Raw genomic sequence first — 12953 nt, 5'->3', positions numbered from 1 at the left:
ATACTCATTGCAGGAGCGGAGTCCGCAAGTCGAGGGTCAGCGGGAACTCATTTGTGCGCTCCTCGGGGGGCGGCTGGATCGGGCCCGGCGTATGGCCATGGTCCTGGAAGCGCGCCAGCCGCCGCGCCTCGGCCTCGTAGGTGTTGACCGGCTTGGTGTCGTAGTTGCGCCCGCCGGGGTGGGCGACGTGGTAGACGCAGCCGCCGAGCGAGCGGCCGTTCCAGCTGTCGATCAGGTCAAAGGTCAGCGGCGCGTGGACCGGAATGGTCGGGTGCAGGCCCGAGGCCGGCTGCCAGGCCTTGAAGCGGACGCCGGCCACCGCCTCGCCCGAGCGGCCGGTCGAGGTCATCGGCAGGCGGCGACCGTTGCAGGTGACGATGTGGCGGCCCTCGACGAAGCCCTCCGCCTTGACCTGGAGCCGCTCGACCGAGCTATCGACATAGCGCACGGTGCCGCCGGCCGAGCCCTCCTCGCCCAGCACGTGCCAGGGCTCCAGCGCCTGCCGCAGCTCCAGCGTCACGCCGCCGTGATGGACGCGGCCGAAGGCGGGGAAGCGGAATTCGAGCTGGGCCAGATACCACTCCGCCTCGAACGGATAGCCGAACTGCTTCAGCTCGGTGAGAACGTCGAGAAAATCCTCCCAGATGAAATGCGGCAGCATGTAGCGGTCGTGCAGTGCGGTGCCCCAGCGCACGAACTTGCCGGCTTGCGGCTCGCGCCACATCTTTGCGATCAGCGCCCGGATCAGAAGCTGCTGCGCCAGCGACATGCGCGGGTCGGGCGGCATTTCGAGCGCGCGGAATTCGACGAGGCCGAGACGGCCGGTCGGACCATCCGGCGAATACAGCTTGTCGATGCAGATCTCGGCGCGGTGGGTGTTGCCGGTGATGTCGACGAGCAGATGCCGGAACAGCCGGTCCACCAGCCACAGCGGCGCCTGATAGCCCGGTGGCGGCACGTGCGAAAGCGCGATCTCGAGCTCGTAGATGCTGTCGTGACGGGCTTCGTCAATGCGCGGCGCCTGGCTGGTCGGGCCGATGAAGAGACCGGAGAAGAAATAGGACAGCGAGGGATGCCGCTGCCAGTACAGCACGAGACTCTTGAGCAGATCGGGCCGGCGCAGGAACGGCGAGTCCTGCGGGCTCGAGCCGCCGATCACGACGTGATTGCCGCCGCCGGTGCCGGTGTGGCGGCCGTCGACCAGGAAACGGTTGGCGCCGAGACGCACCTTTCCGGCGTCCTCGTAGAGACCGGTGGTGATCTCGACAGCATCGCGCCAACTCTTTGCCGGCTGGATGTTGACCTCGATGACACCGGGGTCGGGCGTCACCTTGATGACCTCGATGCGCGGATCGAACGGCGGCGGATAGCCCTCGACATGGACCCGGAGCTGCATCTCCTCGGCGGTCGCCTCTAACGCCGCGACCAGCTCGAGATAATCCTCGATGCGCTCGACCGGCGGCATGAAGGCACAGATCACGCCGTCGCGGACTTCGACCGACATCGCGGTGCGGACCGGGACCGACGTGTTGAGATGCTCGGGCGCGACCCGCGGCGGCGCTTCCGGGCGCGCCGCGAGCGTGAACACCGGCAGCTTGCCGCGCGGCTCCAAGGGGTCCCGCTCGACGATGTAGGGATATTGGTTGGGCGGGACGTAGCCGAGCGAACCGATCGGCAGGCGCAGGCCGAGCGGTGAATCGCCCGGCGTCAGGAACAGATGATTGCGCCGCAATTGCCAGCGCTCGCTGCGCCAGCGCGGCGGCGCGTTCCAGCGCTGCACCGGCAGCACGAAGCCGCGTGGCTTGTCGAGGCCCTGCTCGAACACCCGCGCGATGCGCGCGCGCGCCTCCGGATCGGACAATTTGGAATCGGAGGGATCGACATTGGCCGGAAGCTCGGCTTCCTTCTGAAGCCAGAGCGCGGTGTCCTCATAGGCCGGCATGATGTAGCCGGGATCGAGCCCGAGCCGCAGTGCCGTGCCCTCCATGAAGGCCTCGGCGTCCTTCGCCGCGGCGGGCTGCGGATTTTCGACCCTGGCGATGAGATCGGCATTCTTCCAGATCGGCACGCCGTCCTTGCGCCAGTAGAGACCGAAGGCCCAGCGCGGCAGGCTCTCGCCCGGATACCATTTGCCCTGGCCGTAATGCAGCAGACCGCCGGGCGCGAAACGATCGCGCAGGCGGCGGATCAGATCGTCGCCCAGCGCGCGCTTGGTCGGGCCGACGGCTTCGGTATTCCACTCCGCCGCCTCGAGATCGTCGACAGAGACGAAGGTCGGCTCGCCGCCCATGGTGAGCCGCACGTCGGCGCTCGCGAGATCGCCGTCGACCTGCTCGCCGAGATCGTCGAGCCGTGCCCAGGAGTCGTCGGAGAAGGGTTTTGTGATGCGCGGCGCCTCGCGGATGCGGCGAACGCTCATGTCAAAGGCGAACTCGACCTCGGCAAAGCCGGCCCCGCCGGAGATCGGCGCGGCCGAGCGATAATGCGGCGTGGCGGCGACCGGGATGTGGCCCTCGCCCGCGAGCATGCCCGAGGTCGCATCGAAGCCGATCCAGCCGGCGCCCGGCAGATAGACCTCGGCCCAGGCGTGCAGGTCCGTGAAGTCGCTCTCCACTTCCGGCGGCCCTTCGATCGGATCGATGTCGGGGCGGATCTGGATCAGATAGCCGGAGACGAAACGCGCGGCGAGCCCGAGATGCCGGAAGGTCTGGATCAGAAGCCAGGCGGAGTCGCGGCATGACCCGGCCCCCGAGGCGAGCGTCTCCTCCGGCGTCTGCACGCCCGGCTCCATCCGGATGATGTAGCGGATTCTGCTCTGGAGCTGGCGATTGAGCTCGACCAGGAAGTTGACGGTGTTCGGCGCCTCCTGCGGGATCGTATCGAGATATTTCGCAAACAGGCGATCGGGCTTGACCGTCTCGAGGTACGGCGCAAGCTCCGTCTTGAGATCTTTCGGATAGTCGAACGGAAAACTGTCGGCATAGGGCTCGACGAAGAAGTCGAACGGGTTGACCACGGTCATCTGCGCCGTGAAATCGACCTCGAACTTCAGCTCGGTGGTCTTCTCCGGGAAGACGTAGCGAGCGAGCCAGTTGCCTTGCGGATCCTGCTGCCAGTTCACGAAATGGTTGGATGGCGTGACCTTGAGCGAATAGCTCAGGATCGGCGTGCGCGTATGCGGCGCCGGGCGCAGGCGGATGGTTTGCGGTCCCAGATCGATCGGGCGGTCGTATTTGTAGTGCGTGACGTGATGCAGTGCGACGTAGATCGACACGGGGTGCGGTGCTCCAGCAGCTTTTTTGAGCAGAACACCTGATGTCAAAGCGATCAAGCACTAACAACGGGCAGAGCGTGCCTAGGTAAGGTGCGGGCGACCCGAAAAGTATCGTAGGGTGGGCAAAGCGAAGCGTGCCCACGATCTGTATCTGATTTGTGAGAGTTCGTGGGCACGGCACGCAAGCGCGCGCCTTTGCCCACCCTACGGCTCTGCCTTTGGTGATGGGCCGCGCAGCAGCGTGATCGCCGGGCTTGTCCCGGCCATCACGGCGCATTTGCGAAAACCCTACGCCGCCGTGGTGAGCCGCTGCAGGAACTGCGTCACTTCGCGGCGGAGCGTCTCGACCTCGCCGTGGACGCGCTCGGAGGCGCTGTTGACGCGGCTGGCGACGCGGCCCGTGTCGGCGGCGGCGTCACTGATGCCGCTGACATTGGAGGAGACCTGCGAAGTGCCGGCGGTAGCTTCGTGAACGTTGCGGGCGATCTCACGCGTCGCGGAGCCCTGCTGCTCGATCGAGGCCGCGATGCTCGCGGTGATGCCGTCGATCTCGGCAATGGTCTGCGCGATCGCCTCGACGGCGGCGACCGAAGTGCTGGTCGATTGCTGCATCTCGCCGACCTTGGCGCTGATCTCCTCGGTCGCCTTCGCGGTCTGGTTGGCGAGGCTCTTGACCTCGGAGGCCACCACCGCGAAGCCGCGGCCGGCCTCGCCTGCCCGCGCCGCCTCGATGGTCGCGTTGAGCGCCAGCAGGTTGGTCTGCGAGGCGATCTCGCTGATCAGCTTGACGACGTCGCCGATCCGCATCGCGGCATCCGCGAGAGAGCGAATTTCATTGCCGGCACGATTGGCCTCGTCGACGGCGCGCCCCGTGCTCGTGGTCGAGCCGGCCACCTGGCGGCTGATCTCGGCGATCGAGGATGCGAGCTGTTCGGCCGCGCTCGCCACCGTCGCAACATTGCTCGAGGCCTGATCGGACGCGCTGCGCATGCCGGAGGTCTGGCGGTTCGTCATCTCCGCCGCCGCCGCCATCTGGCCGGCGTCGGATTCAAGGTCGGCCGCTGCGCTCATGAGGCTGCCTGCAACCTTGTCGAGATGCGTGCCGAACTGCTTTGCAAGGTCGCCGATCTCGACCACGCGGCGGCCGAGGCTGTCGGTGCCGGCGTTGATGACGGTCGCCGAGCGGCGGAACGAGCCGGGCAATCCGCGCGCGAGGATCTTGCGGAAATACTTGCCGCGGCTGGCATAGTCCATCGATGCCGAGGCCTCGCGGACGAAGGCGTCGGCGATGTCGAGCATGTCGTTGACCGACTTCTGGATGGCGCCGATCCGCCCGGCCTGGCGCTCGCTCAGGATCCGCGCTTCAAGATCGCCGCGCGCCGCCTTGCGGCAGACATCAGCGACCTCGTCGACGGCCACAGCCATACGGTGCTGGCACCAGAGCGCGTAGCCGAGCAGCAGGATCGCCGCACCGAGCGGCGCTGCACTGATGATTCCGCTTCCGCCGAGCAGCGAGACCACGAACGCGACGCCGGCGAGAAGACACGCGGCGGCAGTCGCTCCCTGCGACTTAGAGAGAGAGCACAAATTCATCGTAACCGACACCGTTTTGCTTGAGCAGACCGACCATCATGTCGAAGCCTGCACGCATGCCCTCCTTGGCATTGGCGTGCCGAGCCTCTTCCGCGCAGAGCGCCTTGTAGATCGGTTTGATTTTCTCGACCGGCGCCGGATCGGGCCTGCGTCGATTGGAGTGATAGCCGATGATGTTGCCGCGATCGTCCAGCGTCGGGGTGACATGGGCGAACACCCAGTAATGGCTGCCGTCCGCGGCGAGATTGACGACGTAGGCGAAGATTTCCTGCTTGGCCTGCAGCGTATCCCACAGCAGCTTGAAGACGCAGCGCGGCATGTCCGGATGGCGGATCAGGCTGTGGGGCGCGCCCATCAGCTCCTTCCAGGGATACTTCGCCATGCGAAGAAACACGTCGTTGGCGTAGGTGATGCGGCCCTTGAGATCGGTCTTCGAGACGATCAGCTCCTCCTCACCGAGGAGATTTTCCACGCCATTTGGCCTTACCGCATGCGTCATCGTTGACGTATCCTGTCGAAGGGCAGCGCCCTCGAAGGAGTGGCCCGCGTGACTCAAGAATTACGACGGGAACTATTAATCATAGGTGACCGAAGGAACCCGTGCGGCTACGCGGTACCTCCGTAAAGTTACGTAAGCCCCCTCCTTGAGGGCTGCAGATCCCGGCAGCGATTTGCGCCGGGCGCGACTACATCGTCGCGCCGAGCACCCAGGGCGCGAACTCGGCGCCGCCGAAATCAAAGCTCTCGCTCTTGGTCGGCTGGCCCGACGCCGTCTTGAGAATGAGATCGAAGATGCGCTGGCCGCACTCCTGCACGCTCTCCTCGCCTTCGAGGATGGTGCCGCAATTGACGTCCATGTCCTCTTCCATGCGCTTGTACATCGGCGTGTTGGTGGCAAGCTTGATCGAGGGCGCCGGCTTGCAGCCGAACACGCTGCCGCGGCCGGTGGTGAAGCAGACGAGATTGGCGCCGCCGGCGACCTGGCCGGTCGCCGCGACCGGGTCGTAACCGGGCGTGTCCATGAAGACGAAACCCTTCTTGGTGATGGGCTCGGCGTAGCGCAGCACCTCGACGAGGTTGGTGGTGCCGGCCTTCGCCATCGCCCCCAGCGACTTCTCCAGGATGGTGGTGAGACCGCCGGCCTTGTTGCCCGGGCTCGGATTGGCGTTCATCTCCGCACCTTCCCGCGCCGTGTATTCGTCCCACCAGCGCATCAGGTCGACCAGCTTCTCGCCGACCTCGCGGCTGACGGCGCGGCGGGTGAGCAGATGCTCTGCGCCATAGGTCTCCGGCGTCTCTGACAGGATCACGGTGCCGCCGTGGCGGACGATGAGATCGCTGGCCGCACCCAGCGCCGGGTTGGCCGACACGCCGGAATAGCCGTCGGAGCCGCCGCATTGCAGGGCCACGGTCAATTCGCTCGCCGGCACGGATTCGCGCTTGACCTTGTTGGCGTCGGCCAGCGCCTCGCGCACGAAGGCGATGCCGGCCTCCACGGTCTTGCGGGTGCCGCCGACCTCCTGGATGTCCATCGCGCGCAGGCGGCCGGCGAGCTTCTGCTCTTCCATGAGACCGCCGATCTGGTTCACCTCGCAGCCGAGGCCAAGCACGATGACATGGGAGAAATTGACGTGCCGCGCATAGCCGCCGAGGGTGCGGCGGAGCAGCGCCAGCGGTTCGTTCTGCGTCATGCCGCAGCCGGTCTTGTGGGTCAGCGCGACCACGCCGTCGACATTGGGGAATTCGGCCAGCGGATTGTCGCCGGTGAAGGGATTCTTCTTGAAGACGTCGGCGACGAGGCTCGCGACATGCGCGCTGCAATTCACCGAGGTGAGGATGCCGATATAGTTGCGCGTGGCGACCCGGCCGTCGGGGCGGCGGATGCCCTCGAAGGTCGCCGGCAGATCGAAATTCGGCGTCGGCTTGACGTCGGCGCAATAGGCATAGTCCTTGGCGAAATCGCCCATGCCGATGTTCTGCACATGCACGTGCTGGCCCGGCGCGATGGCCTGGGTCGCAAAGCCGATGATCTGGCCGTAGCGGATGACGGGCTCGCCCACCGCGAACGGCTTGATCGCGACCTTGTGGCCGGAGGGAATGCGCTCGACCGTGGTGACGCCGTCGGCGACGACCGTGCCCGGCGGCAGGCTGGCGCGCGCGATCAGCACGCCATCATCGGGATGCAGGCGGATGACGGGGCTGATGGTCATGGGAGTCTCCTTGGGTCTTCAAGTGTCGTGCCCCGGACGCAGCGCAGCGTGAAACGGTGCGCTGCCGAGCCGGGGCCCAGTTGTCACGTCATGTACTTCGCAGCCTTCTGGGTCCCGGCTCTGCGCAGCAGCGCTGCGCGCTGCATCGCGTCCGGGACACAGAAAGAGCATTACGCCTTGCCGCCGGAATCCTTGCGGGTCGCGTTGACCTGCATCTTGGCGTAGGTGGTCATTAGGCCGACCTCGTTCGAGAGCGTCACCAGCTTGAAGCCCATGTTGATGGCGCGCGCCGCGCCTTCCGCGCCGCTGCAATGAATGCCCGGGTTGAGGCCGCGCTTGCCGCATTCCTTGATGATCTTCTCGTAGATCGCGAGGATCTCGGGCTCCGAGCGATCGAGCTTGGGCTCGAGGCCGTAGGAGAAGCCGAGATCGGACGGGCCGATATAGACGCCGTCGATGCCCTCGACGTCGAGGATGGCTTCCATGTTCTCGACCGCGGTCCGGGTCTCCATCATCGGCAGCAGCACCGTGTCGGCATTCGCCGTCTTCTGATAGGAGCCGGCGGTGCCGTACATGCCGGCGCGGATCGGGCCGTTGGAACGGACGCCCTGCGGCGGATATTTGGCATAGGAGACGAGGTTCTTCGCTTCCTGCGGCGTGTTGACCATCGGGCAGATCACGCCATAGGCGCCGCCGTCGAGCACCTTGCCGATGATGCCGGGCTCGTTCCAGGGCACGCGGACCATCGGGGTGACCGGATGCTTGTCCATCGCCTGGAAGCACTGCACCATCGAGAGATAGTCCTGCACGCCATGCTGCATATCGACGGTGACGCTGTCGAAGCCGCATTGCGCGATCATCTCGGCCGAGAAGCCGGAGGGAATTGCGAGCCACGCGTTGACCACGGCCTTGCCCGACTTCCAGATTTCCTTGACCTTGTTCGCCACGTTGCCTTCCTTCTTTGTTGTTTGGACCGTGTTAATTGGACCTTCGTCACCATGACGAGCGCCGCGACAGCACGCCCCCGCTGTTACCGCGAACCGGGCCGCCGCGCTACGCTCGCAATGACGCAACGCCTATGCGGCCGCCTTCTGGCGCCGGGAATCGGCGCCTGATCGACCGCCAGCCTGGGTCACTATTTGCGCGAAAATGCGCATTCATGTCCATGGCTTGCGTCACCCGGACGCGCATATCTGCTGTCACTCCTCGGAACTTGCCTCTTCGGCGCCGCCGAGCTCTGCAAGACTCTGTTCGAGCGCGCCCAGCATGTCCTGCAATTCGGCGAGCTTGCGCGCGCCGAAGCGCCGCGTGATCTCGGCATAGATGGCTTCCGATGTGGGCGCCACCGAGGCCATCAGCTTCACGCCCTCCTTCGAGATCGAGACCATGCTGCGTCGCTGATCGGCTTTCGCGGTCTTGCGCTCGACCAGATGACGCGCCTCGAGATCGCGCAGGATGCGCGACAGGCTCGGCCCGAGCAGGAAGGCGGTGCGCGCCAGTTCCGTGACCTCGACCGCTTCGATCGCCGCCAGCGCGCGCAGGATGCGCCATTGCTGCTCGGTCAAGCCGTGCTCGCGCAGCGAAGGACGAAACTGCCGCATCACCGCCTCGCGGGCCCGCAGCAGCGACATCGGCAGCGAACGCGAGAAATCGCGCATCGGCACCTGCCGCGCGGCGGGGGCGCTTCCGTTCGCAGGATCAGCCGGTCTCTTCACCATGACGCCCTTTCAAGCCGCCAAACGTTTGCAGTGCAGCAAGCCGGAATTGTGTTTGACGCATTCACTTAACATGTTAAGTATCTCCCGGCACCCCAATTTGTAAGATCACAAATGGCGCTTTCCAACGACGATATCCAAGCTTGCGCGCGGCGTCTGCACCAGGCGGAGAAGACCCGCACGCAGATTCGCCAGCTCTCGCAGGACTTCCCCCACATCTCCATCGCCGATGCCTACGCGATTCAGAAGGCCTGGGTCGACGTCAAGATCGCGGAGGGCCGCATCGTCAAGGGCCACAAGATCGGCCTGACCTCGAAGGCGATGCAGAGCGCGCTCGATATCAACGAGCCGGACTCCGGCGTGCTGCTCGACGACATGTTCTTTTCCGATGGCGGCCTGGTCCCGACCGAGCGCTTCATCGCGACGCGCGTCGAGGCCGAGCTCGCCTTCGTCATGAGCAAGCGCCTTGCAGGCCCCGACTGCACGCTGTTCGACGTGCTCAACGCCACCGACTTCGTGGTGCCGGCGCTGGAGATTTTGGACACCCGCATCGAGCGCGTCGATCCCAAGACCAAGGCAACGCGCAAGATCTACGACACCATCGCCGACAATGCCGCGAATGCCGGCATCGTGCTCGGGGGACGGCCGATCCGCCCGCTCGACGCCGACCTGCGCTGGATCGGCGCGCTGTGCTTCAAGAACGGCCAGCTCGAGGAGACCGGCCTTGCCGCCGGCGTGCTCAATCATCCTGCGACGGCCGTGGCCTGGCTCGCCAACAAGATCGCGCCGCTCGGCCTTGCGCTGGAGCCCGGGCAAGTCGTGCTCGCGGGCTCGTTCATCCGTCCGATCGAGACCCGCAAGGGCGACACAATTCAAGCCGACTATGGCGCCTACGGCTCGGTCAGCTGCTACTTCGCGTAAAGCAATGAGACGACACAGGGAGTGAAACCGCGATGCCGCATTTCACCATCGAATATTCGGCCAATCTCGACAGCCGTCTCGACATGAAGCTGGTGTGCGAGGTCGTGCGCAAGGCGGCGGTCGAGACCGGCATCTTCCCGCTCGGCGGCATCCGCGTGCGCGCCATCCGCTGCGAGCATTATGCGATCGCCGACGCGCGGAACGACTACGGCTTCCTCGACATGGTGCTGCGCATCGGCGAGGGCCGCGACCTTCCCACGCGTCAGAAAGCCGGCGAGCACATCTTCCAGGCGCTCTCAAGACATCTCGATCCCGTCTTCGCTGCCAGCAAGTTCGCCCTGTCGTTCGACATGCAGATCAACGACAAGGACACCAGCTGGAAGCGCAACAACATCCACGACGCCCTGAAAGCGGAAGCCGCCCATGGATAAGCCCAGCCCGAAAGCCGATGTGTTCCAGGCCAACCGCGACCGCGTCGCCCGGCTCCTGAAGACGCTGCGAGCCGACGGCATCGGTCACATGATCGACGGCAAGACCGTTGCCTCGATCTCCGGCGAGACGTTCGAAACGAAATCACCGGTCGACGGCACAACGCTCGCAAGCGTCGCGCGCGGCACCGCCGAGGATATCGACGCGGCAGCAACGGCCGCCGCGCTCGCCTTCAAATCCTGGCGCGACATGGGCCCGGCGATGCGGCGCAAGCTTCTGCACCGCGTCGCCGACGCCATCGAGGACAATGCCGACGACATCGCCGTGCTCGAATGCATCGACACCGGCCAGGCCTACCGCTTCATGGCCAAGGCCGCGATCCGTGCCGCCGAGAATTTCCGCTTCTTCGCCGACAAATGCGCGGAAGCCAGAGACGGCCTCAACACGCCCAGCGACGAGCACTGGAACGTCTCGACGCGCGTGCCGATCGGCCCTGTCGGCGTGATCACGCCGTGGAACACGCCGTTCATGCTCTCGACCTGGAAGATCGCCCCGGCGCTGGCGGCCGGCTGCACCGTCGTGCACAAGCCCGCCGAATGGTCGCCGGTGACGGCTTCCATTCTGGCGAGGCTCGTCAAGGAAGCCGGCGTGCCCGACGGCGTGCTCAACACCGTCCACGGCTTCGGCGAAGAGGCCGGCAAGGCGCTGACCGAGCATCCCGCCATCAAGGCGATCGGCTTCGTCGGCGAAAGCGCGACCGGTTCGGCCATCATGATTCAGGGCGCGCCGACCCTGAAGCGCGTGCATTTCGAGCTCGGCGGCAAGAATCCCGTGATCGTGTTCGACGACGCCGATCTCGACCGTGCGCTCGATGCGGTCGTGTTCATGATCTACTCGCTCAACGGCGAGCGCTGCACTTCGTCGAGCCGACTGCTGATTCAGCAAGGCATCGCGGACAGATTCGTGGACAAGCTGACCGCGCGCGTGAAGGCGCTCAAGGTCGGCCATCCCCTCGATCCCGCCACCGAGATCGGGCCGCTGATCCACGAGCGGCATCTGGCAAAAGTCTGCTCCTATTTCGACGTCGCGCGCCAGGACGGCGCAACCATCGCGGTCGGCGGCAAGACCCATGACGGCCCCGGCGGCGGACATTATGTCGAGCCGACGCTGGTCACCGGCGCGCACGGCAAGATGCGCGTGGCGCAGGAGGAAGTGTTCGGCCCCTTCCTCACCGTGCTGCCGTTCAAGGACGAGGCTGACGCGATCGAGATCGCCAACGACACCCGCTACGGCCTCACCGGCTATGTCTGGACCAACGACGTCGGCCGCGCCTTGCGCGTCGCGGACGCGCTGGAGGCCGGCATGATCTGGCTGAACTCGGAAAACGTCCGCCATCTGCCGACGCCGTTCGGCGGCATGAAGGCCTCAGGCATCGGCCGCGACGGCGGCGATTATTCGTTCGACTTCTACATGGAAACCAAGCACGTCTCGCTGGCGCGGGGCACGCACAAGATTCAAAAACTGGGAATTTGAGTCATTCCGGGGCGCGACGAAGTCGCGAGCCCGGAATCCATTCATCCACCAACTCTGCTGCACGATGGATTCCGGGTTCGGCTCTGCGAGCCGCCCCGGAATGACAGGACCGAGGGGAAACGCAATGCCGGTACCGCAACACATCTTCGAGCCGCCGTTCAACATCATCCGCTCCAGCCATGTCGTGCTCGACGTCACCGATTTGAAGCTGAGCCGCGAATTCTACGAGACCACCGTCGGCCTGCATGTCGAGGATGCCGACGACAAGGTCGTGTACCTGCGCGCCGCCGAGGAGCATCAGCATCACTCGCTGGTGCTGCGCAAAGCGGCAGCGCCGGCGTGCGCCCGGCTCGGCTTCAAGGTGGGCAATGACAAAGACCTCGACAAGGCCGCCGCGTTCCTGTCAGAGAACGGCCTCTCCTACGCCTTCGTCGACCAGCCCTTCCAGGGCCGCACCCTGCAGTTTACTGATCCCTTCGGCTTCCAGATCGAGCTCTATGCGTCGATGGAGCGACGGCCGCACCTGCTCCGCCGCTACGATTTGTATCGGGGCTGTCATCCGCAGCGGCTGGATCATTTCAACGTCTTCGCCGCCGAGGTGCAGGACACCGTCGATTTCTATGCTCGGCTCGGCTTCCGTCTCACTGAATATGCCGAGGAGGACGGTCCAAACGGACGCATCGCCGCGGCCTGGATGCATCGCAAGGGCAACGTGCACGACTTCGCCATCACCAACGGCAAGGGCCCTCGCCTGCACCATTTCGCCTACTGGACGCCGACGGCGATGAACATCATCCATCTCTGCGACGTCATGGCCTCGCAAGGGTTCGTGAAGAACATCGAGCGCGGCCCGGGACGCCACGGCATCTCGAACGCGTTCTTCCTCTATGTCCGCGACCCCGATGGACACCGCCTCGAACTCTACACCAGCGACTACTTTACCGGCGATCACGACCACGAGCCGCTGCGCTGGTCGCTGCGCGATCCGCGCCGCCAGACGCTGTGGGGCGCCCCGGCCCCGCGCTCCTGGTTCGAGCAGGGCTCGCCGTTCAGCGGCCAGGCCGTGCGCGAGCCGAAATTCGTGGCCGACGTGCTGGTCGCGGACTGATGCCCATGACCTGCCGAGCTTCTCTTCCTGTCGTCCCTGCGAAAGCAGGGACCCATAACCACAGGGAGGAGTTTTGCGAAGATTGGTCGTTCGGGGATCGTCACCGTGCGCTATCGATGGATCACGCGGTATGGGTCCCTGCGTTCGCAGGGACGACAAGAGAGATAGAC

Annotated in this window: 10 protein-coding genes; 4 read left to right on the top strand and 6 right to left on the bottom strand. The window is 65.4% G+C overall.

Annotated features, from left to right (window positions below; translation table 11 throughout):
• Positions 1 to 4: 4 nt before the first annotated feature.
• The 6 genes from CO669_RS30560 to hpaR form a co-directional block, all read right to left on the bottom strand.
• A complete protein-coding gene (locus tag CO669_RS30560; RefSeq protein WP_097665651.1) occupies positions 5 to 3274 on the bottom strand; it encodes a transglutaminase family protein in 3270 nt (1089 codons plus the stop codon).
• A gap of 288 nt (positions 3275 to 3562) precedes the next feature.
• Positions 3563 to 4867 carry a methyl-accepting chemotaxis protein gene (locus CO669_RS30555; RefSeq protein WP_198964343.1) on the bottom strand — a complete coding sequence of 435 codons (1305 nt, stop codon included), beginning with the start codon at positions 4865 to 4867 and terminating at the stop codon, positions 3563 to 3565.
• Positions 4845 to 5366: a PAS domain-containing protein gene (locus CO669_RS30550; RefSeq protein WP_097665694.1), complete on the bottom strand. Its 522-nt coding sequence runs from the start codon at positions 5364 to 5366 to the stop codon at positions 4845 to 4847. The genes CO669_RS30555 and CO669_RS30550 overlap by 23 nt, the downstream gene beginning before the upstream one ends.
• A gap of 187 nt (positions 5367 to 5553) precedes the next feature.
• Positions 5554 to 7077: a UxaA family hydrolase gene (locus CO669_RS30545; protein ID WP_097665649.1), complete on the bottom strand. Its 1524-nt coding sequence runs from the start codon at positions 7075 to 7077 to the stop codon at positions 5554 to 5556.
• A 170-nt stretch (positions 7078 to 7247) separates the two neighbouring features.
• The gene (locus tag CO669_RS30540) at positions 7248 to 8024 is read right to left on the bottom strand and encodes an HpcH/HpaI aldolase family protein (RefSeq protein ID WP_097665648.1); all 777 of its coding nucleotides are present in this window, start codon (positions 8022 to 8024) and stop codon (positions 7248 to 7250) included.
• 252 nt (positions 8025 to 8276) lie between these two features.
• Entirely contained in the window at positions 8277 to 8795 is a 519-nt protein-coding gene (gene hpaR, locus CO669_RS30535; RefSeq protein WP_097665646.1) for a homoprotocatechuate degradation operon regulator HpaR, read from the bottom strand.
• Between the two features lie 111 nt (positions 8796 to 8906).
• On the opposite strand from hpaR, the gene hpaH reads away from it, so the two are divergent.
• The 4 genes from hpaH to hpaD all read left to right on the top strand — a co-directional run bounded on the left by hpaH (position 8907) and on the right by hpaD (position 12783).
• The gene (gene hpaH, locus CO669_RS30530) at positions 8907 to 9713 is read left to right on the top strand and encodes a 2-oxo-hept-4-ene-1,7-dioate hydratase (protein WP_097665642.1); all 807 of its coding nucleotides are present in this window, start codon (positions 8907 to 8909) and stop codon (positions 9711 to 9713) included.
• Positions 9714 to 9745: 32 nt separating this feature from the next.
• Positions 9746 to 10144 carry a 5-carboxymethyl-2-hydroxymuconate Delta-isomerase gene (locus CO669_RS30525; RefSeq protein WP_097665637.1) on the top strand — a complete coding sequence of 133 codons (399 nt, stop codon included), beginning with the start codon at positions 9746 to 9748 and terminating at the stop codon, positions 10142 to 10144.
• A complete protein-coding gene (hpaE, locus tag CO669_RS30520; RefSeq protein ID WP_097665633.1) occupies positions 10137 to 11675 on the top strand; it encodes a 5-carboxymethyl-2-hydroxymuconate semialdehyde dehydrogenase in 1539 nt (512 codons plus the stop codon). Before CO669_RS30525 ends, hpaE begins: the two co-directional genes overlap by 8 nt.
• Positions 11676 to 11799: 124 nt before the next feature.
• Positions 11800 to 12783: a 3,4-dihydroxyphenylacetate 2,3-dioxygenase gene (gene hpaD / locus CO669_RS30515; RefSeq protein WP_097665632.1), complete on the top strand. Its 984-nt coding sequence runs from the start codon at positions 11800 to 11802 to the stop codon at positions 12781 to 12783.
• Positions 12784 to 12953: the final 170 nt, after the last annotated feature.

It is taken from the genome of Bradyrhizobium sp. Y36, from assembly GCF_002531575.1.
GTDB lineage: Bacteria > Pseudomonadota > Alphaproteobacteria > Rhizobiales > Xanthobacteraceae > Bradyrhizobium.
The sequence above is the reverse complement of the archived record's forward strand: the minus strand, read 5'-3'. Positions and strand labels throughout refer to the sequence as shown.

What these genes read in the sequence shown, in the direction of transcription:
- CO669_RS30545 (WP_097665649.1), bottom strand. Translation starts at nt 7,077, where the DNA reads ATGACCATCAGCCCCGTCATCCGCCTGCATCCCGATGATGGCGTGCTG.
- hpaR (WP_097665646.1), bottom strand. Translation starts at nt 8,795, where the DNA reads ATGGTGAAGAGACCGGCTGATCCTGCGAACGGAAGCGCCCCCGCCGCG.
- hpaD (WP_097665632.1), top strand. Translation starts at nt 11,800, where the DNA reads ATGCCGGTACCGCAACACATCTTCGAGCCGCCGTTCAACATCATCCGC.
- hpaE (WP_097665633.1), top strand. Translation starts at nt 10,137, where the DNA reads ATGGATAAGCCCAGCCCGAAAGCCGATGTGTTCCAGGCCAACCGCGAC.
- CO669_RS30550 (WP_097665694.1), bottom strand. Translation starts at nt 5,366, where the DNA reads ATGACGCATGCGGTAAGGCCAAATGGCGTGGAAAATCTCCTCGGTGAG.
- hpaH (WP_097665642.1), top strand. Translation starts at nt 8,907, where the DNA reads ATGGCGCTTTCCAACGACGATATCCAAGCTTGCGCGCGGCGTCTGCAC.
- CO669_RS30525 (WP_097665637.1), top strand. Translation starts at nt 9,746, where the DNA reads ATGCCGCATTTCACCATCGAATATTCGGCCAATCTCGACAGCCGTCTC.
- CO669_RS30555 (WP_198964343.1), bottom strand. Translation starts at nt 4,867, where the DNA reads ATGAATTTGTGCTCTCTCTCTAAGTCGCAGGGAGCGACTGCCGCCGCG.